Raw genomic sequence first — 23082 nt, 5'->3', positions numbered from 1 at the left:
ATTGTATCGTGAACACTAAACCTGCCGTAGCTGCGTTGGTGGTTGAGGGGACTTATTAGCACGAGTTTCGCACCAATAAAAAAACGCTCTATTTTTAAGTTTAATTCAGCATAATATATAAATAGACAAAATCTTATAAATTAAAAGCAACTTATTGTAATTTAAACAAATTTATACGTTTTAGTAACTTGCAAATTAACCATTGCTTTTGAGGATGTTCATAATTCTGTGTCAGGGGATTTTATATTTTGATTATACCATCTAGGCGCCCTTTAAAATAATGGACAATTGAGCAATGGTTAACGCCCAGTTACTAATCAGCATAGTCCATTTGTTGGATACCTGATTGATGCCAATATAGAGTAATTTTAATAAGCTGTTTTCATTAGGAAAAGCCCCTTTGGTTTTAGTTAATGTCCTAAACCGCCGATGAACCGCCTCTACTGCATTGGTCGTATAAATGGGTTTTCTAATGGCTTTAGGGTATCGAAAATAAGCACTGAGCAACTCCCATTTACTTCGCCAGGATTCTAGCACTATCGGGTATTTTTCACCCCATTTCGTTTCCAGTTCATCAAGGGCAAGCTCAGCAGCCGCTTTAGTATCTGCACGATAAACCGGCTTAGCCATAAAGGATTTTTGGTCTTTACTGGCAATATAACGTAAGCTATTGCGAATTTGATGAACTACGCATAGCTGAACTTCTGTCTGCGGGAAAATACTGGCTATCGCTTCTGGAAACCCTTTTAATCCGTCAACACAAGCGATTAAAATATCTTGTATACCACGGTTATGTAAGTCAGTCAGAACGCTCAGCCAATGATGTGCTCCTTCTGTTTCAGACATATAGAGTCCTAACCATTCCTTATGCCCATCGGTGGTTAGTCCAAGTACTGTGTAGATTGCCTTATTGATATAGTGACCATCATGTTTTATCTTGTAATGAATGGCATCGAGCCAGACAAAAGGATAGAGCGCCTCCAGAGGGCATTGTTGCCAGGCTTTTAATTCAGGAAGTAATTTGTCAGTAATATGCGTAATAGCTCCATCTGATATTTCCAGTCCATATAATTCCGCAACATGTTTTTGAATATCACGATAACTCATGCCTAATGCAAATAACGATAGGATTTTGTTATCAATATCCTCTGATAATTTTGTCTGATTTTTCTTAATGAGCTGAGGCTCAAAAGCACCTGACCTGTCTCTGGGCGTTTTCAGTTCAAATTGACCTGATGTCGATTTAACCGTTTTTCGAGTATAGCCATTTTTACGCGTATCGATTGACGTTGTCGATAGGTAGTATTCTATTTCTGCCTGCAGGGCAGCTTCGGTCAGCTGTTTTATGAGTGGTGTGAGTATTCCATCCGTACCGAGTAAAATTTTACCTGATTGTAATTGCTTCAACGCTTCATCAAAATTAAATGATTGATTTCTCATATTGTCATACCTCTTTTTTTGAGTTTAAGATATGACACAGATTTTTGAACACTACCTTGCTTTTAAGCCATTTCTGGAATTTTATATTCCTGTGCGAAACTCGTGATTAGCTGAAAAACAAGAGATAGTTAGACAGATTAATGCAGATCCAACTTCCAGTGATCCTATTAGCAATGTTGGTTTAGCAGAATCGCATGTAATACGTGATTTATTTGAAGGATTAACTAGGTAGTCCCATTCCTGGTGTAGCAAATCGTTGAACAACCGCCGGTAATCGGATTTGTTTTTTTTTATTTAAGACCGAATGCCAAGTGGTGACACTGTCACGGCTAAAGATTTTGTTTATAGCTGGCGTCGCTTGGTTGATCCAGTAAATAATTCACCATTTGCTTATTTTGCCCCCCTGGCGGGTATCAAAAATGCGCAAAAAATTATTAATAATGAACTACCAATTGGTAGTTTTCTATAATTAAAATACTTATTTATCAAATGGATATAAACTAATTATCACTATAATTCACTATTCACTCACTATAAATTTTAGATCTTAATCCAATTATCACTTCTATCATCCTAATATTTTGCTGTCATTTCCTCTGACTTATGGCCTAACAATTTACGAGTAAATTCACTTCCATTTTTTTCTGTATACAATCTGGCAGACAAACTCCTTATCTCATGAAAAGATGGAGGCGAACCGTTCCATACTAATTTCGTTTTATCCCTAAATTTTGTAAATTCGGGTGATATTTTTACTGCTGTAATTTGTCTTTTATTTTTTGTAATAACAAAGTCAGCTTCATGATTAATGTTTTTCAAAATATTGCCTAATTTTGTAGACTCAATTTCAAGATCCAGTGGAATAGCTATTTTAGTTTCGGTTTTTTGTTCAAGATGGTCGCCTATGGTGACGACTTGTCATTGCTTGTTAGTACTGGTATAACCCGATACCTATTGTCTCAATCTTTTGGTCCCTTTTTATGTCACCGCGTTTTAGTCATGTTTTTCAATTTGGTCAACGCTGGCTCAATTGGCTTAATCGCCAACCCCCTGATAGTGTCCGCACTGTTGGAAACCATGGTAAAGATTATGGCTTGCGGCACTTCGCTTATGGGGTGGTCAATTTGGCGCTGTCCTGACCCTCAATGTAATTCTGAGAAACGGGTTAAATTTACCTGCAAAAGTCGAAGCTGCCCACATTGTGGCGTCAAAGCTTGCCTACAATGGATTAACAATACGCTAGCTTGGTTACCCGAAGTTCTTTGGCAGCACATCACTTTTACCATGCCTTGTGAATATTGGCCTATTATTTGCGCCAACCGTTGGCTTCTCGGTGAAATGAATCGATTAGCCGCTGATGTGATATTAACCATCTGCCGTGACCTCAATATCACCCCAGGCGTTTTCACTGCCATCCATACCTGGGGACGAGCCCAAAAATGGCATCCGCATATTCATTTTTCAACCACAGCCGGCGGGGTGACTAAAAAGAATACCTGGCGGGATATCAGCTTTTATCGCGAAAACATTATGACAATGTGGCAATATCGGATAACGGCATTATTGAGAAAACATTATTACACGCTCACCATTCCCGATGAGCTTAAAGCTGAAGGAAGAAGTAAAGCATCATGGAATCAATTACTTAACACTCACTACAAGCGCGGGTGGAATATTAATCTTTCTGATATTCTTTCCAATATTACCCATGTCACCCTTTATCTCAGATTTTATCTAAAGAACCCCCTGTCTCGCTCAGTCGCTTAAAATATTATTCCGGCGAAGATAACATCACGTTACGCTATAAGAGCCACCGCACGAAAAAACAGGAAGACTTGGTCATAACATCCGATGAATTTATTACCCTGTTTGCGTCTCATGTGCCAGAAAAATGGTTTCACATGATCCGCTATTACGGCTTTTTAAGTCCATCAGCACGGATGCGAAAAATGTTAACGGAGGTTGTTTATCCTTCACGAGTTTCGCACAGACATATAAAATTCCAGAAATGGCTTAAAAGCAATGGTTAATTTGCAAGTTACTAAAACGTATAAATTTGTTTAAATTACAATAAGTTGCTTTTAATTTATAAGATTTTGTCTATTTATATATTATGCTGAATCAAACTTAAAAATAGAGCGTTTTTTTATTGGTGCGAAACTAATTTGGGTACGCTAATAAAACACGGATGTGCTCAGTAATAGCATTTTTGATTACGTCCCAATTTTGTTGATAAAGGATTATTTTTTCAGATATACGGCGTTTATGTTGTTCAAACCACGCAGAAATAGCGAGAAATATGATTTCTTTGCGCTCGGCTAGTGCGAGCCTGACAGCGTTCAATATAGCTAGGCGACTTAATTTTGATTACAAGGTGTGTTATGAGTTATACAATTGATTTTCGACGTAAAGTAATATCTGTAAGGAAAGCCGAAGGTTTAACAATTCGAGAAACTGCGAAACAATTCCGTATTGGAAAAGCGTCTTTAGTACGTTGGCTTAAACGACCAGAGCCAAAAAATTCAACGCCACGTAAGAGGAAGCTCGATAAAAATGCTTTAGCAAAAGATGTGGAACAGTATCCAGATGCTTACCAAAAGGAACGGGCAGAGCGATTCGGTGTTTGTAAAAAGACTATTTGGCAATCCCTTAAAAAGCTGGGATTAACCTATAAAAAAAACTCTATTCCATCCAAAAACCAACGAAAGCGACAGGCTGGCACATCAGCAAAAAAGACAACAGTATGAAAAAAAAGATAAATCTGTTGTTTTTATTGATGAAAGTGGTTTTTCACATGACACTCCACGAACTCACGGCTATTCCCCAAAAGGTCACCGTTGTTTTGGCCTGAAAAACTGGGGTGCTAAGGGAAGAACAAATGTTATTGGCGCTTTATTGGGAACAACCCTTTTTGCTATCGGATTATTTGATTGCAATATTAATCGTGATGTTTTTTATGTTTGGATCACAAAAATATTGCTCCCAGAACTTCCTGAAAATTCTGTTATTTTTATGGACAACGCTAGCTTTCACAAAGGTAAGAATATTGAACAGGCAATTATAAACGCAGGACACCAGATAGAATATTTGCCTGTGTATTCACCAGATTTAAATCCTATAGAACATAAATGGTCTCAAGCTAAACGTAAAAAGATGGAAACAGGATGCACTATCGATGACCTGTTTTTAATACATATGCTGTAATCAAAATTAAGTCGCCTAGCTATACCACAATTTTTTTAACTTCTCGATGATAAACTTCAACAGACCAACGGACATCCATGATAGATTTGACGTATTGACGGGTGGGATTGTCTTTGTTTGTTACTAAGTAATCAATACGGCCGTTTTTGGCTGTAAATTTGAAAACAGTCACCCAAGCGTAGCCTCGTAAGTGTATTGGAGTTCCTTCTTCTGAGATGTCTAACTTGTTCAGTTGTTTGTTATGGTTAACAATCCTGTTTTTCCTCAGCGTGGTTACCCAGACCCAACCATGAGAGCGAATTGATTTCAGATTATCCAGGCTAGAATACCAGGCATCCATCACTACCGCTTCTGGTATGATCCCTCTTTTTTTAGCAAGAGCGAGCATTTCGGAAAAGTGCGTGTTTTTTGTTTTTCCATCAGAATCTTTATCATAAATACGATAATCAATAGGAATTGATTCAACAGTTGTTAGATTATGCCAACGTAAATTAACTAAACCTATGCCAGCAATAACATCATGTTCATTACCTGAATATTGATAATGGACCATCTCTATTTTTTTACTACGTGTTTTGGCAATCAATGTATCATCGGCAATTAGTACGCAAGGGCTTTTTTTGTCTATAAGCATGTTGCTCAATAGTGAAATAAAGTTGCTTAAAATAAAAACAAGTTAGATACATCTAAAAAATACAAAAATAGTTTATTTTTTAATCTTACATAGGTTGTTTTTAATGCAAAAATTGATGATTTTATCATCATCGGCTGGTTTTTTTGTAAGTCATAATTAATTTTGCTATTGAGCAACAGGCTTTATAGAAGGTTGAACTAATCGCCATAGGTCTTTAGGTCGAAAACATCTACTTTTTAACGTGTCATGAGATAAAAGCGATGGGCTTACTTCTGATAACACTAAACCAGAGTATCTTACACTGCTTACTTGTAAGAATGTTTTATAGATATTTTTAATGCATGGATAACCGGACAAAATATAGATACCCTAATTTTTTCTTGTTCACGAGTTTCGCACAGGCATATAAAATTCCAGAAATGGCTTAAAAGCAATGGTTAATTTGCAAGTTACTAAAACGTATAAATTTGTTTAAATTACAATAAGTTGCTTTTAATTTATAAGATTTTGTCTATTTATATATTATGCTGAATTAAACTTAAAAATAGAGCGTTTTTTTATTGATGCGAAACTCGTGAAGGTATTATTCCAGTTTTAGAGTCATCACACACCCTGGCTTACACCTTAAAAATGATTGAGGCAGAACAACTACTGATTGTTAATATCTCCGGCCGTGGAGATAAAGATATTTTTACTGTACAGGCTATTTTGCAAGCCAAAGGAGAGATCTAATGGAGCGTTATCAGTAACTGTTTAACACCTTTAATGCTAAAAATCAGGGAGCATTCGTCCCATTCATCACCTTAGGCGATCGCAATGCAGAAATGTCATTAAAAAATTATTGATACATTAATTGAAGCAAAAACCGATGCATTAGAGATTGGTATCCCTTTTTCTGATCCATTGGCTGATGGTCCAACGATTCAAAAGGCGAATTTACGCGCACTTAATGCGAACATCACGCCAACATACTGTTTTGAGCTACTAACACAGATCCGCAAAAAGCACCCTTTGATTCCTATTGGCTTACTAGTTTATGCAAATCTGATTTTTAACCATGGTATTGATAATTTTTATGCTCAATGCCGGAATGCCGGCATCGGTTCCGTTTTAATCGCGGATGTACCAATGAATAAGTCCCTGCCATTTCGCACTTCAGCGTTGCAACATAATATTGCACCAATATTTATTTGTCCTCCTAATACTGATGACGATCTTTTACGCCAAATTGCTTTATATGGTCGTGGCTATACTTATTATACTCTCGCGTTCAGGTGTAACAGGCACAGAAAAAAAGCCAATATTCCTGCTAGCCAGTTATTAACCAAGTTACAAGCCTACCATTCCGCCCCACCACTGTTAAGTTTTGGCATTGCTGAACCAAAACAAGTCACTGATGCAATCAAAAATGGTGTAGTTGGCGCAATATCTGGCTCTGCAGTTGTAAAATTAATTGAAATTCATCATCAGCAACCTGATATATTACTGGCCAAATTAAAACAGTTTGTTTCGCAGATGAAAATGGCTACGCAAAAATAGTCAATTTAAAGCTATCGGAAAAATGGTAGTTAGACTTGCTATTTTGTAATTACTAATTATCGATTCTAATAAACTATTGTAATTAACAAGTCGCTATCGATACCAGCCATTCATTTGTAATTTATATATATTTCATCAATAATCAGTATATTGACTGCGATGAAATTTTCATTTAGCACTCATATACGATAAATAAAAATAACCCTCGTATTAATGGAGAATTGAATAATGAAATATCTTAAATCAATAACAGCGCTCTGTACCGTGCTATTTATGGCATTATTCCTTTCTGCTTGTGCTCCAACAGCAAAAACAGAAGGAACTGGTGGATATATTGATGATACAGTTATTACAACGAAAGTGAAGACAGCATTATTGGCAGAAAAAAACTTGAAATCAACGCAAATCAATGTTGAAACTTTTAAAGGTCGTGTGCAATTGAGCGGTTTTGTCAGTTCGCGTGCCGACGCTCAGCGTGCAATTCAAGTAACACAAGGTGTAGCAGGTGTACAATCAGTCATTGATTCAATGAAAATACGATGATTGTTTTATTCTTCAGCCCCAATATAGGGGCTGAAATAAATATAATTTATCGCCATTAGTCCCTCAAATCAGATAATAAAATAACCGCTTTTATCACCATAAAGTCATTACCATATCAATTATTAAAACCAATCATTATATTGTTATATTCAAAATCACTATAATATAAATATCACTCTATTTTTAGTATTTTATCCTTACTTATAGAATAACCACAAAATTTACTGATATAGCAATATCTTTACCATAGAAAAGCTATACGCTCTCTTCACTGTCAGTTACAATATACAATAAAAATGTGATGATAAAAACCAGTTATAGGAGCAGTTTTCATGTCCATTACGGCCAACTCACTTATCAGCGATAGCTTTAATTTTTTTAAAAATCAGCTGAGCGGCCTTTTTATCCTGTCATTCATTTCAGCTACCATCAGTCTAATACTTTATTATTTTCTGGTTCCCATCGATGAAATGGCAACCATTGTCAAAACCCTTGGTGGTCAAAATGACTCAACTTCACTTTTAACCTGGGTAAGTCAACTATCTGATGAAGAAAAAACGATAATGATGAGAGTCTCACTACTCTCATTGGCTGCGGTTTTTATCGGATTAATATTATTAGTTTCTTCAGTAGTTACTTATTTGTCAGAACTCAGTATCGGCAATAGCATCAGTGCATGGCAAGCTTTTATACTTTCGTTACGTATATTACCTAACATGTTAATTTTGTTAGTCATATGCACAATTATAATTTATTTTGGCTTTATGCTATTCATCTTACTCGGTATCATTTTAGCTATCGGTTTTTCCTTATCACCCATCATCTTAATAACCGTCAAAAACATTATGCCGCTACGAGCCATGAGTCAAAGTTGGAAAATAGCATTTCGTCATTGGTGGTTAATTCTAGCAATTTTATTACTTTGGTTAGCATTGCAAATGTTACTCACTATGCTACTTGGACAATTTCGTTTTTTACCGAGTATGGTGAATAATATTATCTCTTTTACATTGAATAATTTACTTACCTCTTTTACATTGATCTATTTTTTCCGCTTTTACATGTTAGTTGGAAAAACAACAAATTAACCAGATAAAAATACTACGGCTATTATTTACCATTAGATAGCGTGGTAAAAATTTACTATTAACTTAAACAATTAAACATTAATTACAGAACCAACGTTCTGACTCAAAATTGCATTTTATTCGTAATAACAAGTTAATTACTTTAATATGTTAATAGTGAATTTTATTGCTCAGTAGATAATTTTATCGATAAAAATATACACCTACTAACTGTGTAACATTATTATCAAATAAGGTAATATAATATAAAACAAATTGGCAATATGATATTTTATAATTTATTAATCAAATAATTATAAAAATTCATATTTACTCGAAAAGGATCAGGACAAGCGCCCTCATGAGACAACTATTAGATTTTATTCCTCTCATTGTTTTCTTTATTGTATATAAAAAAGTAGATATTTTTTACGCATCTGGCGCATTAATGATTGCAACCGCTTTATCTATGCTGGCCATTTATCTTATCTATAAAAAAATTGAAAAAAGTTCGTTAATTACTTTAGTAATCGTGATCATTTTTGGTGGACTGACGTTGATTTTCCACAGTGATCTTTTTATTAAATGGAAAGTGACAGTTATTTACGCTATTTTTTCATTAGCACTGTTAATCAGCCAATATTTTACCCAAAAACCATTAATCCAGAGAATGCTGGGTAAAGAGATCCATTTAGCTAATGAGATTTGGCATAAATTAAATTTATCATGGGCAATCTTTTTTGCTATCTGTGCGCTAGTAAATATTTATGTTGCCTTTTGGCTGCCTCAGGATGTCTGGGTTAACTTTAAAGTTTTTGGTTTGACCGCGGTCACACTAATATTTACAATACTTAGCATGGTGTATATCTATAAACATCTGCCTAAAGAGCAAAAGTAATTGATATGATAACAACGGATACCTACTTCCAGCAGGTATATAGCTAGGCGACTTAATTTTGATTACAAGGTGTGTTATGAGTTATACAATTGATTTTCGACGTAAAGTAATATCTGTAAGGAAAGCCGAAGGTTTAACAATTCGAGAAACTGCGAAACAATTCCGTATTGGAAAAGCGTCTTTAGTACGTTGGCTTAAACGACCAGAGCCAAAAAATTCAACGCCACGTAAGAGGAAGCTCGATAAAAATGCTTTAGCAAAAGATGTGGAACAGTATCCAGATGCTTACCAAAAGGAACGGGCAGAGCGATTCGGTGTTTGTAAAAAGACTATTTGGCAATCCCTTAAAAAGCTGGGATTAACCTATAAAAAAAACTCTATTCCATCCAAAAACCAACGAAAGCGACAGGCTGGCACATCAGCAAAAAAGACAACAGTATGAAAAAAAAGATAAATCTGTTGTTTTTATTGATGAAAGTGGTTTTTCACATGACACTCCACGAACTCACGGCTATTCCCCAAAAGGTCACCGTTGTTTTGGCCTGAAAAACTGGGGTGCTAAGGGAAGAACAAATGTTATTGGCGCTTTATTGGGAACAACCCTTTTTGCTATCGGATTATTTGATTGCAATATTAACCGTGATGTTTTTTATGTTTGGATCACAAAAATATTGCTCCCAGAACTTCCTGAAAATTCTGTTATTTTTATGGACAACGCTAGCTTTCACAAAGGTAAGAATATTGAACAGGCAATTATAAACGCAGGACACCAGATAGAATATTTGCCTGTGTATTCACCAGATTTAAATCCTATAGAACATAAATGGTCTCAAGCTAAACGTAAAAAGATGGAAACAGGATGCACTATCGATGACCTGTTTTTAATACATATGCTGTAATCAAAATTAAGTCGCCTAGCTATATTGTGGCAAATAACAAAAGTAAATTTTTCATGACACAACAACAATTACAACAAGGAGAATTAGTTCCCCATAATTTTGGTAATCTTCGCAATTTGCACAGTATCAAAGTGATGACGAATAATGCCTTTTGATGGTTAAGCCTTTTTACATTCCAGGATAAATGCTGGATGGCTTTGCGAAAGAGCAGTATAAAAATGGCGTTCACTTGGCGTAATTTGCCCAATAAAGCTAACTAATGGTTGCTTTAATTTTCTTACCGCTAAATATGCCATCTTATCTGCAATAATTTTTTGTAAAATAAGTCGCTTGCATTAGTGAAACTTCCTCCTATTGGCTAGTGTGGTTAACCGTTGATAGGCTTTTCCACTACCAATAACCCGCAAAGCAAAATCGGTATTGGTTTTTAGATCTTCATGGCTATTAAGCTTCATCAGTAATGCGACATTGGCAGCAACGGTGCTAGCATGGGCTGACTTCCCGTGACCCTGTAACAATGTGGTAATAAGTTGATAATTTTTATCAACAGAGCCGCCAGTTAATTCTGATAGAGAGTAGGTAGGTAAGCCAAAGTCTTGGGCGGTTAGCTGGTAAGTTAAAATTTCATCCTGTTTTAATTCAGCCACTCGAATAGGGGCATGTAAGGCAACTTCATCCATACCTCCACTATGTTACGACAGCAGCACGTTTATATCCTATTAATTGCAATGCCTTAGCAATAGGTAAAATTAGCTTAGGATCATAAACACCAATAAGTGAAATTGGCGGTTTAGCTGGATTGATTAGCGGGCCAAGATGGTCGCCTATGGCGACGACTTGTCATTGCTTGTTAGTACTGGTATAACCCGATACCTATTGTCTCAATCTTTTGGTCCCTTTTATGTCACCGCGTTTTAGTCATGTTTTTAAATTTGGTCAACGCTGGCTCAATTGGCTTAATCGCCAACCCCCTGATAGTGTCCGCACTGTTGTGATGGAAACCATGGTAAAGATTATGGCTTGCGGCACTTCGCTTATGGGGTGGTCAATTTGGCGCTGTCCTGACCCTCAATGTAATTCTGAGAAATGGGTTAAATTTACCTGCAAAAGTCGAAGCTGCCCACATTGTGGCGTCAAAGCTTGCCTACAATGGACTAACAATACGCTAACTTGGTTACCCGAAGTTCCTTGGCAGCACATCACTTTTACCATGCCTTGTGAATATTGGCCTATTATTCGCGCCAACCGTTGGCTTCTCGGTGAAATGAATCGATTAGCCGCTGATGTGATATTAACCATCTGCCGTGACCTCAATATCACACCGGGCGTTTTCACTGCCATCCATACCTGGGGACGAGACCAAAAATGGCATCCACATATTCATTTTTCAACCACAGCCGGCGGGGTGACTAAAAAGAATACCTGGCGGGATATCAGCTTTTATCGCGAAAACATTATGACAATGTGGCGATATCGGATAACGGCATTAAAATAGTTGCTGAATAGAGACTTGCATTTTTTGTCACGCTATAGACAATAAAAAGAGGTTTAACTTAGAAAATAACGGTTTGAAATGATCAACAAAGAGCGGTTGTTACGAGATAATCGTTTATGTAAAGCAATCATTGGATTATCAGTCGAAGAATTGAAAAATTTAGCCGCTGAATTTTCAGCTTGTTATTTGATTTATCGGAAAAAGAATCGAAAAGATCACGAGCGGCAGATGGGTGCAGGGCAGAAAGGATTTATCCCAACCCCATTAGATAAACTGCTTTTTATTTTATTGTATTTAAAATGTTATCCGACCTATGATTTGCAAGGACTTCTTTTTGGTTTAGATAGAACACGGGTATGTCGCTGGGTAAAAATATTATTGCCGGTTTTAGAGATGACCTTGGGGCGAGAATGTGTTTTGCCCGCTCGTCAAATTCGCTCTGCTGAGGAATTTTTTCGCGCCTTTCCTGGAGTTAGAGACGTCTTTATTGATGGGACAGAGCGACCTGTCCAAAAGCCTAAGAATCTGCGTCGGCGAAAAAAAATGTATTCGGGAAAGAAAAGACAGACCACTCGAAAAGGGCTTATTATAGCTAGGCGACTTAATTTTGATTACAGCATATGTATTAAAAACAGGTCATCGATAGTGCATCCTGTTTCCATCTTTTTACGTTTAGCTTGAGACCATTTATGTTCTATAGGATTTAAATCTGGTGAATACACAGGCAAATATTCTATCTGGTGTCCTGCGTTTATAATTGCCTGTTCAATATTCTTACCTTTGTGAAAGCTAGCGTTGTCCATAAAAATAACAGAATTTTCAGGAAGTTCTGGGAGCAATATTTTTGTGATCCAAACATAAAAAACATCACGATTAATATTGCAATCAAATAATCCGATAGCAAAAAGGGTTGTTCCCAATAAAGCGCCAATAACATTTGTTCTTCCCTTAGCACCCCAGTTTTTCAGGCCAAAACAACGGTGACCTTTTGGGGAATAGCCGTGAGTTCGTGGAGTGTCATGTGAAAAACCACTTTCATCAATAAAAACAACAGATTTATCTTTTTTTTCATACTGTTGTCTTTTTTGCTGATGTGCCAGCCTGTCGCTTTCGTTGGTTTTTGGATGGAATAGAGTTTTTTTTATAGGTTAATCCCAGCTTTTTAAGGGATTGCCAAATAGTCTTTTTACAAACACCGAATCGCTCTGCCCGTTCCTTTTGGTAAGCATCTGGATACTGTTCCACATCTTTTGCTAAAGCATTTTTATCGAGCTTCCTCTTACGTGGCGTTGAATTTTTTGGCTCTGGTCGTTTAAGCCAACGTACTAAAGACGCTTTTCCAATACGGAATTGTTTCGCAGTTTCTCGAATTGTTAAACCTTCGGCTTTCCTTACAGATATTACTTTACGTCGAAAATCAATTGTATAACTCATAACACACCTTGTAATCAAAATTAAGTCGCCTAGCTATATGACTGACGAAACGAGGAAAATTGGATTTATCCCCATGATCAAAAATGGGCGCCGTCACGATAAACGCTTACTCGATAAAGTCGATATAATTCGCCATATTCCCCCTGAGGTAACCATCTGGGCCGATACCGGTTTTCAAGGTATAGATAAACAGCATCCTAATACACAAATCCCAAAAAAAGGAACTCGAAAAAGACCTTTATCGCCTGAACAAAAACAAGAAAATAAAATAATCTCGGGCATCCGTATTACGGTTGAACACGCCATCGCGGGTATCAAGCGCCTCGGTTGTATGACCCAAATTTTACGGAATCGTAGACCCTTTATTGATGATACCTTTTTACTCCTTAGTGCCGGTCTTTGGAATTTCCATCTCAGAACAGCCTAAAATTTACTTCAATCACCGAAAATACCCTTATTTCACTATTAAGCAACACGCTTATTGTGGTATTGAACGCTGTCAGGCTCGCACTAGCCGAGCGCAAAGAAATCATATTTTTCTCGCTATTTCTGCGTGGTTTGAACAACATAAACGTCGTATATCTGAAAAAATAATCCTTTATCAACAAAATTGGGACGTAATCAAAAATGCTATTACTGAGCACATCCGTGTTTTATTAGCGTACCCAAATTAGTTTTGTGCGAAACTAGTGTAGTGCTAAGAGCGGCAAAAATAACTTGCTGTTGGTTGGTGGTAATTCGTAATGCACTATCAACGATCAGGATACTTTGTAGATTTTGCTTATTATTAACGGTAGCGGACTCTAACAATAACCTGAGTTCGGGATAAGCGATAGTTGCTAGAAAATAAAAATAGCCGATTTATCAAAAAATATTTTGAAATCAAGAAGATAAAAAAGCAAGAAAATTCTTAGTGATAGCCGGTTAAAAAAGAAGCTATTTTTCTCTACTAAAATCATGAAAAAAACCAAAATTAATACTGTTTTATGTAATTATTTTAAATTAACTATTTGAATATGTGATAAAAAATTAGGATCCTTATCCCGAACTCAGGTTAACAATAGTGTGCCTGGGCGATTGCTGCATAAATGATGAAATAACAGACAAACTTCAGGCTGATAATTAATTTTATTCTCAAACACAAGTTTCGCACCAATAAAAAAACGCTCTATTTTTAAGTTTAATTCAGCATAATATATAAATAGACAAAATCTTATAAATTAAAAGCAACTTATTGTAAACTTGCAAATTAACCATTGCTTCTAAGCCATTTCTGGAATTTTATATGCCTGTGCGAAACTCGTGTCTAATATGCGAAAAGTTGTTTGATTGACTGCTATGTTTTCCGTATTGGCTGCCTTTCATATTATATTAATTGGCTATAAAAACCCGCTTCATGGCGGGTCTTGATCTGGTGCTGTGTTATTAATTCACGCGCAGGAAGAAACTGCCCATTAAAGGGAGTTTTGCCACCAACGGATTTTAGCGATGATAAAAAATACCAATGTCATTTTTGTTCTTCCTCGCAATGTGTCATGATAGGTTAGCTCTATCGCTAACCACCATACTAGTAAACTAGATCATTCGGATTGTGTCAGGTAATTTATGCCACACTATGAATTTTTTCTATAATCGTCAACTGTAAATGAGGATAAAGCTTTGGCACACGACAATGAGAAGCTGTCTGTTATTTATGATCTACATAGTCACACAAAAGCTTCTGATGGTGATCTCACCCCCTTAGAATTAGTAGACAGAGCGGTATTAATGGGAGTCGATGTATTAGCTATCACTGATCACGATACAGTTAATGGAATTTTGCCAGTATGGCAGTATATTAATGAAAAAAGTAAGCTACTAACATTAATTGCCGGTGTTGAAATTTCCACAATTTGGGAAAAAATTGAAATTCATATCGTCGGTCTTAACATTAACCTGGATGCAAAGTGTCTTAAACATTTACTGGAAATGCAAACTGCACGGCGTAACCTGCGGGGGAAAAAAATAGGCTATAAATTAGAAAAACTCGGTATTTCTGATGCCTGGCAAAATGCTAAAGCTTATGCCGCCGGTGGACAGGTAACACGTAGCCATTTTGCGCGTTATATTATGGATTACGCTAAACAAAAAAGCATTGGTCATGTTTTTAAAAAATATTTAACCCGAGGTAAAGCAGGTTACGTCCCTGCTGATTGGTGTAAGCTTGATGAGGCAATAGACGTTATTCATCAAGCGGGAGGCGTTGCCGTCTTGGCACATCCTGGTCGCTACTCGCTATCAGTAAAATGGCAAAAAAGGTTAGTTTTATATTTTAAACAGCAACAGGGTGATGCGATTGAAATTGCTCAATGCCAACAATCGCCTGATGAACGAAAAAATTTAACTGAATTAGCTAGACTACATGATTTATATGCTTCGGTCGGTTCTGATTTTCATCGCCCTTGCGCCTGGACTGAGCTAGGTAGAAATCTTTGGTTGCCCGCAGGTGTTACACCGATTTGGCAAACGTGGCAATAAAAATTGGGGATTATCGTTTAGGCTTAAATATTATATAGTAAGCGGCTTAGATATATTGATAGCTTAATTTTCAAGTTTAATTAAATAATATAGTGATTAAATAAATATATAGAGAACATTCATGGGACAATCTATCCATATTCACCCACAAAATCCGCAACCTCGATTAATTAGCCAATGCATAGAAATATTAAACAAAGGCGGCATTATTGTTTATCCGACTGATTCCGGCTATGCAATTGGCTGTAAGTTAGATAATAAAAACGCGCTTATGCAAATTTGTCGCCTACGTCAATTGGATTCCCGCCACAATTTTACCCTAATGTGTTGTTATTTATCTGAAATAGCTGAATATTCTTATCTAGATAATCAGGTGTTTAGAATGATTAAAAATAGTACACCAGGTCATTACACTTTTTATTTTACGTGCAACAAAAGAAGTCCCACGTCGAATAATGAATAAAAAGCGTAAAACAATAGGGATACGTTTACCCAATAATCCGATTGCCAGAGATCTGCTTGCCGGAATTGGCGAACCTTTACTATCAACGAGTTTAATATTGCCAGATGAAGATTTTGCACAGTCTTCAGCAGATGAGATAGAAAGTTTAATTGGTCAACAAGTTGACTTGATTATAAATGGTGGTTATTTAAGTGAAAAACCAACCACTGCAGTTGATTTAACAGAGAGTACGCCAAATATCATCAGGGTTGGAATGGGTTCCACGATACCATTTGAATAAAAAAGCTTCAGATGAGGTTAATAGAAAAACGGTGTATAATAGCCACAGTTTATTTTTTTAGTTATTTTTATAATTATGACGCCTGTGAAGGTGACACAAGAGGTTTACGCTATGAGCGTTAAAAAGCAGCAAAGTGAAAAGTTACAAAAAGTACTTGCTCGTTGTGGTTATGGATCGCGCAGGGAAATAGAAAGTTTTATTCAATCCGGTAGGATCAGTGTTGATGGTCAATTAGCGACCTTGGGTGATCGAATAGAAGTTAAATCTAACACTAAAATTCGCTTAGATGGTCACCTTTTGAAAATCAAAGAAGCGGAGAAAACAGTCTGTCGGATCTTGGCTTATTATAAGCCAGAAGGCGAACTATGTACTCATCATGATCCAGAAGGACGTCCAACCGTATTTGATCGCTTACCTAAATTAACCGGCTCTCGCTGGATTGCGATAGGGCGCTTAGATATAAATACGTGTGGTTTATTATTATTTACCGTAGATGGGGAACTGGCTAATCGTTTGATGCATCCTCGTCATGAGGTCGAACGTGAATATGCAGTTCGTGTTTTTGGTGAAATTAATGATGCTAAAATTCGGCAATTAACCAAAGGTATCCAACTTGAAGATGGTGAAGCTAATTTTAAGACACTGAAGTTTCGTGGCGGAGAAGGCATGAATCAATGGTTTAATGTTACTTTAACGGAAGGTCGTAATCGTGAAGTAAGGCGTTTATGGGAAGCGGTAGGCATACAAGTCAGCCGCCTGATCCGCGTTCGTTATGGTGATATTTATTTACCAAAGGGATTACCCAGAGGAGGATGGACGGAATTAGGTTTAGCCCAGATTAATTATTTGCGTCAACTGGTTGGTCTTACAGATGAAACAGCCAGTAAAATATCGGTTGAGCAAGATAGACGTCGTATTAAAGCAAATCAGATCCGTCGTGCTGTAAAACGGCATACAAAAGTTTCTTCGATGCGAGTAGCAAATAAACGAGCAACGGGGACTACCAGGGGACGTAATACATCTTCGCGTAAAGGATAATATAAAATTAAAGCAATATTAGAGTCGAATTAAGCTGCCTAATGCTTTTTTAATAGATAAAAATAGTGCTATATAAATACTTTTAATTTAATTGAGATGATCTTAGAATAGGCTACTTTCATTAGGCTAAGTTTGATTAGAGGGTTGAAATTTTATATGCCACAATTTAGGCAAATTATTGCTAGCAGCATATTTATATTGCTGTTAGCAAGCTGTGATGAGCCGCAATTAACCCATTCTGCTGATGGGAAATTTTACGTTAGCCATAATAATAAATATGCCCTTTATTTTAAGATTGATAATCAACCTGTTAAACTTGTTCAGGGTGTAATTACATTTACACGAGTTTCGCACCAATAAAAAAACGCTTTATTTTTAAGTTTAATTCAGCATAATATATAAATAGACAAAATCTTATAAATTAAAAGCAACTTATTGTAATTTAAACAAATTTATACGTTTTAGTAACTTGCAAATTAACCATTGCTTTTAAGCCATTTCTGGAATTTTATATGCCTGTGCGAAACTCGTGATTTAAAAACATTATTATCAATAAATAAGGCATTACTACTTAGTATTGGACCCTGTACTTTTATTCCATCAACAACAATTTGATTATATTTCGAAGAGAATAATTGGTTAGAAATGATTTCTTTAAAAACTGAACTATAAGCATAATAATATCGTTGGGTTGGATTAATAATTCCCCCCCTGATTACCAGGGTAAATAATAAATTCAGTTTTTTGGCCAATGGGGTATTCAATCGTATGCTTGCCAGATCGTAAATCAACTTGTTTAATTACCCTATAGGCGCATCTTTTCTCAATGTTTTAGCTTTAAATAAAACACGAGTTTCGCACAAAACTAATTTGGGTACGCTAATAAAACACGGATGTGCTCAGTAATAGCATTTTTGATTACGTCCCAATTTTGTTGATAAAGGATTATTTTTTCAGATATACGACGTTTATGTCGTTCAAACCACGCAGAAATAGCGAGAAAAATATGATTTCTTTGCGCTCGGCTCGTGCGAGCCTGACAGCGTTCAATACCACAATTTTGTTTAACTTCTCGATGATAAACTTCAACAGATCAACGAGCATCCATGACAGATTTGACGTATTGACGGGTGGGATTGTCTTTGTTTGTTACTCTGTAATCAATACGGCCGTTTTTGGCTATAAATTTGAAAACTGTCACCCAACCATAACCTCGTAAGTGTATTAAGGTTCCTTCTTCTGAGATGTCTAACTTGTTCAGTTATTTGTTATGGTTAACAATCCTGTTTTTCCTCAGCGTGGTTACCCAGACCCAACCATGAGAGCGAATTGATTTCAGATTATCCAGGCTAGAATACTAGGCATCCATCACTACCGCTTCTGGTATAGCTAGGCGACTTAATTTTGATTACAAGGTGTGTTATGAGTTATACAATTGATTTTCGACGTAAAGTAATATCTGTAAGGAAAGCCGAAGGTTTAACAATTCGAGAAACTGCGAAACAATTCCGTATTGGAAAAGCGTCTTTAGTACGTTGGCTTAAACGACCAGAGCCAAAAAATTCAACGCCACGTAAGAGGAAGCTCGATAAAAATGCTTTAGCAAAAGATGTGGAACAGTATCCAGATGCTTACCAAAAGGAACGGGCAGAGCGATTCGGTGTTTGTAAAAAGACTATTTGGCAATCCCTTAAAAAGCTGGGATTAACCTATAAAAAAAACTCTATTCCATCCAAAAACCAACGAAAGCGACAGGCTGGCACATCAGCAAAAAAGACAACAGTATGAAAAAAAAGATAAATCTGTTGTTTTTATTGATGAAAGTGGTTTTTCACATGACACTCCACGAACTCACGGCTATTCCCCAAAAGGTCACCGTTGTTTTGGCCTGAAAAACTGGGGTGCTAAGGGAAGAACAAATGTTATTGGCGCTTTATTGGGAACAACCCTTTTTGCTATCGGATTATTTGATTGCAATATTAATCGTGATGTTTTTTATGTTTGGATCACAAAAATATTGCTCCCAGAACTTCCTGAAAATTCTGTTATTTTTATGGACAACGCTAGCTTTCACAAAGGTAAGAATATTGAACAGGCAATTATAAACGCAGGACACCAGATAGAATATTTGCCTGTGTATTCACCAGATTTAAATCCTATAGAACATAAATGGTCTCAAGCTAAACGTAAAAAGATGGAAACAGGATGCACTATCGATGACCTGTTTTTAATACATATGCTGTAATCAAAATTAAGTCGCCTAGCTATATGATCCCTTTTTTTTAGCAAGAGCGAGCATTTCGGAAAAGTGTGTGTTTTTTGTTTTTCCATCAGAATCTTTATCATAAATACGATAATCAATAGGAATTAATTCAACAGTTGTTAGATTATGCCAACGTAAATTAACTAAACCCATGCCAGCAATAACATCATGTTCATTACCTGAATATTGATAATGGACCATCTCTATTTTTTACTACGTGTTTTGGCAATCAATAAAATAGTTGCTGAATAGAGACTTGCATTTTTTGTCACGCTATAGACAATAAAAAGAGGTTTAACTTAGAAAATAACGGTTTGAAATGATCAACAAAGAGCGGTTGTTACGAGATAATCGTTTATGTAAAGCAATCATTGGATTATCAGTCGAAGAATTGAAAAATTTAGCCGCTGAATTTTCAGCTTGTTATTTGATTTATCGGAAAAAGAATCGAAAAGATCACGAGCGGCAGATGGGTGCAGGGCAGAAAGGATTTATCCCAACCCCATTAGATAAACTGCTTTTTATTTTATTGTATTTAAAATGTTATCCGACCTATGATTTGCAAGGACTTCTTTTTGGTTTAGATAGAACACGGGTATGTCGCTGGGTAAAAATATTATTGCCGGTTTTAGAGATGACCTTGGGGCGAGAATGTGTTTTGCCCGCTCGTCAAATTCGCTCTGCTGAGGAATTTTTTCGCGCCTTTCCTGGAGTTAAAGACGTCTTTATTGATGGGACAGAGCGACCTGTCCAAAAGCCTAAGAATCTGCGTCGGCGAAAAAAAATGTATTCGGGAAAGAAAAGACAGACCACTCGAAAAGGGCTTATTATGACTGACGAAACGAGGAAAATTGGATTTATCCCCATGATCAAAAATGGGCGCCGTCACGATAAACGCTTACTCGATAAAGTCGATATAATTCGCCATATTCCCCCTGAGGTAACCATCTGGGCCGATACCGGTTTTCAAGGTATAGATAAACAGCATCCTAATACACAAATCCCAAAAAAAGGAACTCGAAAAAGACCTTTATCGCCTGAACAAAAACAAGAAAATAAAATAATCTCGGGCATCCGTATTACGGTTGAACACGCCATCGCGGGTATCAAGCGCCTCGGTTGTATGACCCAAATTTTACGGAATCGTAGACCCTTTATTGATGATACCTTTTTACTCCTTAGTGCCGGTCTTTGGAATTTCCATCTCAGAACAGCCTAAAATTTACTTCAATCACCGAAATACCCTTATTTCACTATTAAGCAACACGCTTAATGTATCATCGGCAATTAGTACGCAAGGGCTTTTTTGTCTATAGAAGGTTGAACTAATCGCCATAGGTCTTTAGGTCGAAAACATCTACTTTTAGCCATCGACTAATAGTGTCATGAGATAAAGGCGATGGGCTTACTTCTGATAACGCCAAACCAGAGTATCTTACACTAAGCATGTTGCTCAATAGTGAAATAAAGTTGCTTAAAATAAAAACAAGTTAGATACATCTAAAAAATGCAAAAATAGTTTATTTTTTAATCTTACATAGGTTATTTTTAATGCAAAAATTGATGATTTTATCATCATCGGCTGGTTTTTTTGTAAGTCATAATTAATTTTGCTATTGAGCAACAGGCTTACTGCTTACTTGTAAGAATGTTTTATAGATATTTTTAATGCATGGATAACCGGACAAAATATGAACACCCTAATTTTTTCTTGTTTTGAACTTTATACTTCTTTTTTGGAGATTGCGAAACTCGTGTAAAAGCAAAAAATCAGATGTTCAAGTGAAAACAAAATGTTTTACTAAAGAAGAGTTTATTGATTTTTTGTTAGTAGTAGGATCAAAAGTTAATAATACACGAGTTTCGCACAGGAATATAAAATTCCAGAAATGGCTTAAAAGCAATGGTTAATTTGCAAGTTACTAAAACGTATAAATTTATTTAAATTACAATAAGTTGCTTTTAATTTATAAGATTTTGTCTATTTATATATTTATGCTGAATTAAACTTAAAAATAAAGCGTTTTTTTATTGGTGCGAACCTCGTGTAATATTCATATTGTTGATAAAGGAATAAAGGAATAAAGGAATAAAGGAATAAAGGAATAAAGGAATAAAGGAACAAAACACGGTAACGCATTCGTTTGAATATGCACTTCCAATTGCAAATTTTAATAATTATTCTTTACAATCTTATGCTAATAAAATTGTTGATGATTTTAAAAACATCAGTAATATAGAATCAAAAGCGCAAATTTATGATGAATATTACCACTATATTTACAATATGGCGAAAATTTATAGCACTTTCCATTTAGGGCAGAATAAACATGATCGTGATGAGTATTCTGCTTTTATTAATCAAACAAATATGATTTTTAATGCAGGGATATTAAAGCAGCATCCAGTAAATAACTATAAAGCCCGTTAATTGAGTAATTACTTTGTTTGATAATTGGCTATATCATTTATTATTAATTTTTATTGCTGTTAGTTTTTATACCTAAATATTAAATCGCCACACCGGGTTTACGATTAGGCTGTGCATCAAAACTTACTCCTGATTCCTTAATACTATCTTCTCCCATTAGATAAAGATATATCGGCATAATTTCTTGTGGAGTTTTTAGCTGCATAGGATTCTCTGAAGGAAAAGCATTCGCTCTCATTTGCGTTCTTGTGCCACCGGGATTAATGCAATTAACACGTAAATTAGTATCTTTATATTCATCAAATAATACTTGCATTAGACCTTCGGTTGCGAATTTGGAAACTGAATAGGCCCCCCAATTAGCACGACCTCGTCTGCCGACGCTTGAAGTGGTAAATATTAAGGAACTATTTGGTGCTTGTAGCAGCAGTGGTAGTAAGGCTTGTGTTAGCATAAAAGTTGCGTTAACGTTTATTTGTATAACTTCATGCCAAAGTTTTATAGGTTGATCAATAATCGGCGCAATTTTTCCTAATATGCTTGCGTTATGTAATACACCATCAAGATAGGGATAATGTTGGCTAATGTCAGTTGCTAACCTATGGCATTGTGATTCGGTTATTGTTAATAAATCAAAGGCATAAATAGAAACTGAAGGTGTAAATTTTCTATTAGAAATAATTTCTTGTTTGACTTGTTCTAGTTTTGCGGTTGTTCTACCGACTAAAATAAGATTGGCGCCATAACGTGAATAAGTTAATGCCGCTTCACGTCCAATGCCATCGCCCGCGCCTGTAATTAAAATGGTTCTTTGCTTAAGTAAATCAGCTTTAGCTTGGTAAGGTAGCATGATATTTTCCTACTTTTGATTATTCAAATTTATTAATATAGAGCTATAAGTACTTTATCAAGTTTTTAGTTACAATACCCCTATTGT

At 36.0% G+C, this 23082-nt stretch carries 20 protein-coding genes and 13 pseudogenes; 21 read left to right on the top strand and 12 right to left on the bottom strand.

Annotation, left to right across the window (positions count from 1 at the left end):
- Nucleotides 1–241: 241 nt before the first annotated feature.
- Nucleotides 242–1440, bottom strand: a pseudogene (locus tag AYJ55_RS09685) (IS256 family transposase).
- Between the two features lie 304 nt (nucleotides 1441–1744).
- Between AYJ55_RS09685 and AYJ55_RS30650 the strand changes: the two are divergent.
- Nucleotides 1745–1909 (top strand): hypothetical protein, encoded by a 165-nt coding sequence (locus AYJ55_RS30650; RefSeq protein WP_187153217.1) that lies wholly within the window; start codon nucleotides 1745–1747, stop codon nucleotides 1907–1909.
- A gap of 104 nt (nucleotides 1910–2013) precedes the next feature.
- Here the strand turns inward: AYJ55_RS30650 and AYJ55_RS09680 are convergent, their stop codons facing one another.
- Nucleotides 2014–2346, bottom strand: coding sequence for a tyrosine-type recombinase/integrase (locus AYJ55_RS09680; RefSeq protein ID WP_162505440.1), 333 nt, complete (start codon nucleotides 2344–2346; stop codon nucleotides 2014–2016).
- On the opposite strand from AYJ55_RS09680, the pseudogene AYJ55_RS35830 reads away from it, so the two are divergent.
- Nucleotides 2335–3470, top strand: a pseudogene (locus tag AYJ55_RS35830) (IS91 family transposase). The gene AYJ55_RS09680 and the pseudogene AYJ55_RS35830 overlap by 12 nt on opposite strands.
- A 130-nt stretch (nucleotides 3471–3600) precedes the next feature.
- Here the strand turns inward: AYJ55_RS35830 and AYJ55_RS09670 are convergent.
- A pseudogene (locus AYJ55_RS09670) lies at nucleotides 3601–3790 on the bottom strand (IS701 family transposase); the annotation flags it as partial.
- 31 nt (nucleotides 3791–3821) lie between these two features.
- On the opposite strand from AYJ55_RS09670, the gene AYJ55_RS09665 reads away from it, so the two are divergent.
- Entirely contained in the window at nucleotides 3822–4187 is a 366-nt protein-coding gene (locus tag AYJ55_RS09665; RefSeq protein WP_063653415.1) for an IS630 transposase-related protein, read from the top strand.
- Entirely contained in the window at nucleotides 4111–4644 is a 534-nt protein-coding gene (locus tag AYJ55_RS09660) for an IS630 family transposase (RefSeq protein ID WP_162505291.1), read from the top strand. Before AYJ55_RS09665 ends, AYJ55_RS09660 begins: the two co-directional genes overlap by 77 nt.
- 14 nt (nucleotides 4645–4658) lie before the next feature.
- Here AYJ55_RS09660 and AYJ55_RS09655 read toward each other — a convergent pair.
- Nucleotides 4659–5272 (bottom strand): annotated as a pseudogene (locus AYJ55_RS09655) (transposase); the annotation flags it as partial.
- Between the two features lie 189 nt (nucleotides 5273–5461).
- Nucleotides 5462–5635, bottom strand: a pseudogene (locus AYJ55_RS28580) (IS701 family transposase); the annotation flags it as partial.
- Between the two features lie 216 nt (nucleotides 5636–5851).
- Here AYJ55_RS28580 and AYJ55_RS25620 point away from each other — a divergent pair.
- From AYJ55_RS25620 to AYJ55_RS09625, 7 genes and pseudogenes are all read left to right on the top strand, one after another.
- Nucleotides 5852–6010, top strand: a pseudogene (locus tag AYJ55_RS25620) (tryptophan synthase subunit beta); the annotation flags it as partial.
- 105 nt (nucleotides 6011–6115) lie between these two features.
- The gene (trpA, locus tag AYJ55_RS09650) at nucleotides 6116–6817 is read left to right on the top strand and encodes a tryptophan synthase subunit alpha (RefSeq protein WP_425393791.1); all 702 of its coding nucleotides are present in this window, start codon (nucleotides 6116–6118) and stop codon (nucleotides 6815–6817) included.
- A 228-nt stretch (nucleotides 6818–7045) separates the two neighbouring features.
- Nucleotides 7046–7360, top strand: coding sequence for a BON domain-containing protein (locus AYJ55_RS09645; protein WP_063655907.1), 315 nt, complete (start codon nucleotides 7046–7048; stop codon nucleotides 7358–7360).
- A gap of 332 nt (nucleotides 7361–7692) precedes the next feature.
- Entirely contained in the window at nucleotides 7693–8448 is a 756-nt protein-coding gene (locus AYJ55_RS09640; RefSeq protein WP_063655905.1) for a YciC family protein, read from the top strand.
- 340 nt (nucleotides 8449–8788) lie between these two features.
- Nucleotides 8789–9325, top strand: a complete 537-nt coding sequence (locus AYJ55_RS09635; RefSeq protein ID WP_063655903.1) for a septation protein A — start codon at nucleotides 8789–8791, stop codon at nucleotides 9323–9325.
- A gap of 76 nt (nucleotides 9326–9401) precedes the next feature.
- The gene (locus AYJ55_RS09630; RefSeq protein WP_063653415.1) at nucleotides 9402–9767 is read left to right on the top strand and encodes an IS630 transposase-related protein; all 366 of its coding nucleotides are present in this window, start codon (nucleotides 9402–9404) and stop codon (nucleotides 9765–9767) included.
- On the top strand, nucleotides 9691–10224 hold the full coding sequence (locus tag AYJ55_RS09625; RefSeq protein WP_162505291.1) for an IS630 family transposase: 534 nt from the start codon (nucleotides 9691–9693) through the stop codon (nucleotides 10222–10224). The genes AYJ55_RS09630 and AYJ55_RS09625 overlap by 77 nt, the downstream gene beginning before the upstream one ends.
- A 335-nt stretch (nucleotides 10225–10559) precedes the next feature.
- Here AYJ55_RS09625 and AYJ55_RS09620 read toward each other — a convergent pair.
- Nucleotides 10560–11040 (bottom strand): annotated as a pseudogene (locus tag AYJ55_RS09620) (anthranilate phosphoribosyltransferase); the annotation flags it as partial.
- An 85-nt stretch (nucleotides 11041–11125) separates the two neighbouring features.
- On the opposite strand from AYJ55_RS09620, the pseudogene AYJ55_RS32960 reads away from it, so the two are divergent.
- Both AYJ55_RS32960 and AYJ55_RS09610 read left to right on the top strand, forming a co-directional pair.
- Nucleotides 11126–11713, top strand: a pseudogene (locus tag AYJ55_RS32960) (IS91 family transposase); the annotation flags it as partial.
- 84 nt (nucleotides 11714–11797) lie between these two features.
- Nucleotides 11798–12400: a transposase family protein gene (locus tag AYJ55_RS09610; protein WP_063655898.1), complete on the top strand. Its 603-nt coding sequence runs from the start codon at nucleotides 11798–11800 to the stop codon at nucleotides 12398–12400.
- Here AYJ55_RS09610 and AYJ55_RS25610 read toward each other — a convergent pair.
- A complete protein-coding gene (locus tag AYJ55_RS25610; RefSeq protein WP_063653499.1) occupies nucleotides 12331–12819 on the bottom strand; it encodes an IS630 family transposase in 489 nt (162 codons plus the stop codon). The genes AYJ55_RS09610 and AYJ55_RS25610 overlap by 70 nt on opposite strands.
- Nucleotides 12788–13153: an IS630 transposase-related protein gene (locus AYJ55_RS09605; RefSeq protein WP_063653415.1), complete on the bottom strand. Its 366-nt coding sequence runs from the start codon at nucleotides 13151–13153 to the stop codon at nucleotides 12788–12790. Before AYJ55_RS09605 ends, AYJ55_RS25610 begins: the two co-directional genes overlap by 32 nt.
- 37 nt (nucleotides 13154–13190) lie before the next feature.
- Here AYJ55_RS09605 and AYJ55_RS09600 point away from each other — a divergent pair, with 37 nt between their 5' ends.
- From AYJ55_RS09600 to rluB, 5 genes and pseudogenes are all read left to right on the top strand, one after another.
- The gene (locus AYJ55_RS09600) at nucleotides 13191–13580 is read left to right on the top strand and encodes a transposase family protein (protein WP_063653631.1); all 390 of its coding nucleotides are present in this window, start codon (nucleotides 13191–13193) and stop codon (nucleotides 13578–13580) included.
- A 37-nt stretch (nucleotides 13581–13617) separates the two neighbouring features.
- Nucleotides 13618–13827: pseudogene (locus AYJ55_RS25605) on the top strand (IS701 family transposase); the annotation flags it as partial.
- A gap of 985 nt (nucleotides 13828–14812) precedes the next feature.
- On the top strand, nucleotides 14813–15670 hold the full coding sequence (rnm, locus tag AYJ55_RS09595; RefSeq protein ID WP_063655896.1) for an RNase RNM: 858 nt from the start codon (nucleotides 14813–14815) through the stop codon (nucleotides 15668–15670).
- Between the two features lie 121 nt (nucleotides 15671–15791).
- Nucleotides 15792–16413: pseudogene (locus tag AYJ55_RS09590) on the top strand (L-threonylcarbamoyladenylate synthase).
- A gap of 111 nt (nucleotides 16414–16524) precedes the next feature.
- A complete protein-coding gene (gene rluB / locus AYJ55_RS09585; protein ID WP_063655894.1) occupies nucleotides 16525–17451 on the top strand; it encodes a 23S rRNA pseudouridine(2605) synthase RluB in 927 nt (308 codons plus the stop codon).
- Between the two features lie 865 nt (nucleotides 17452–18316).
- Here the strand turns inward: rluB and AYJ55_RS35825 are convergent.
- Nucleotides 18317–18838: pseudogene (locus AYJ55_RS35825) on the bottom strand (transposase); the annotation flags it as partial.
- Between the two features lie 35 nt (nucleotides 18839–18873).
- Between AYJ55_RS35825 and AYJ55_RS09570 the strand changes: the two are divergent.
- Together AYJ55_RS09570 and AYJ55_RS09565 are read left to right on the top strand one after the other, a co-directional pair.
- The gene (locus AYJ55_RS09570; protein ID WP_063653415.1) at nucleotides 18874–19239 is read left to right on the top strand and encodes an IS630 transposase-related protein; all 366 of its coding nucleotides are present in this window, start codon (nucleotides 18874–18876) and stop codon (nucleotides 19237–19239) included.
- Nucleotides 19163–19696 (top strand): IS630 family transposase, encoded by a 534-nt coding sequence (locus tag AYJ55_RS09565; protein ID WP_162505291.1) that lies wholly within the window; start codon nucleotides 19163–19165, stop codon nucleotides 19694–19696. Before AYJ55_RS09570 ends, AYJ55_RS09565 begins: the two co-directional genes overlap by 77 nt.
- Nucleotides 19697–19723: 27 nt before the next feature.
- Here the strand turns inward: AYJ55_RS09565 and AYJ55_RS09560 are convergent.
- Nucleotides 19724–19953 (bottom strand): annotated as a pseudogene (locus tag AYJ55_RS09560) (IS701 family transposase); the annotation flags it as partial.
- 80 nt (nucleotides 19954–20033) lie between these two features.
- Between AYJ55_RS09560 and AYJ55_RS09555 the strand changes: the two are divergent.
- Nucleotides 20034–20933, top strand: a complete 900-nt coding sequence (locus AYJ55_RS09555) for a transposase family protein (protein WP_063653812.1) — start codon at nucleotides 20034–20036, stop codon at nucleotides 20931–20933.
- Nucleotides 20934–20984: 51 nt separating this feature from the next.
- Here the strand turns inward: AYJ55_RS09555 and AYJ55_RS34565 are convergent.
- Both AYJ55_RS34565 and AYJ55_RS09550 read right to left on the bottom strand, forming a co-directional pair.
- Nucleotides 20985–21162 (bottom strand): annotated as a pseudogene (locus AYJ55_RS34565) (IS701 family transposase); the annotation flags it as partial.
- A gap of 1062 nt (nucleotides 21163–22224) precedes the next feature.
- Nucleotides 22225–22995 (bottom strand): YciK family oxidoreductase, encoded by a 771-nt coding sequence (locus AYJ55_RS09550; RefSeq protein ID WP_063655887.1) that lies wholly within the window; start codon nucleotides 22993–22995, stop codon nucleotides 22225–22227.
- Nucleotides 22996–23082: the final 87 nt, after the last annotated feature.

This window comes from Candidatus Arsenophonus triatominarum (genome assembly GCF_001640365.1).
Lineage (GTDB): Bacteria > Pseudomonadota > Gammaproteobacteria > Enterobacterales > Enterobacteriaceae > Arsenophonus > Arsenophonus triatominarum.
Note: the sequence above shows the minus strand (reverse complement) of the source record. Positions and strands in the feature narration are given on the sequence as shown.